1 protein-coding gene is annotated in these 592 nt (G+C 34.8%); it reads right to left on the bottom strand.

What is annotated here, in order from left to right:
* Positions 1 to 592, bottom strand: a 592-nt coding sequence (locus CHI06_RS29025; protein WP_142301051.1) for a transposase, incomplete at both ends; no start/stop codon positions are given.

Genomic DNA, 592 nt, shown 5'->3' with positions numbered 1-592 from the left:
GACATGTCTTACACTGATTGAGTTCAAAATAATATCTATAGCCTTCTCTTTTGCCACCTTCTTTTCTTTTCGGACTAAATCGCTTCTTATTTACAGTAGTATTACCTTGTCTACACTGCCATTCATCTGAATCTTTATTGTATGTAAACTCACTTTCATCAAGCCTATATACCGAGGAACTCACAGGTATGTATGCCTTCGCATTTATTCCTTCAATATCATCCAATATTGGTTTTCTAAAATATGCTTTGTCTCCATAAACTTCTTCAAGAATGATACCTGTTTTCTTTGTCTCTCCTAACATTTCCTTCGCATAACCGCCATCGATATAAGCCCCATCTGCTGTTCTCACGGAGGTAATAATCCGTTCATCAGTTGTCATCACAAACTCAGTTTTATAACCATAAAAATCTTGTGTTTTACTTTTACGACCTACTCTTGCATCTTCATCTATTAAAGAACGTGTACCCTTTTGGTTAATAAATTTAGGATCTTCTAAAATCTCTTTTGATTTTTGGATTACCTGGTGTGTTTTAGATTCTTTTGTAGATGTCTTCTTTTCGACCTGGTCGATGACAGTTTCTAAATATGT

This window comes from Bacillus sp. 7884-1, assembly GCF_002272245.1.
In the GTDB taxonomy this organism is placed as follows: Bacteria; Bacillota; Bacilli; order Bacillales; family Cytobacillaceae; genus Neobacillus.
Note: the sequence above shows the minus strand (reverse complement) of the source record. Positions and strands in the feature narration are given on the sequence as shown.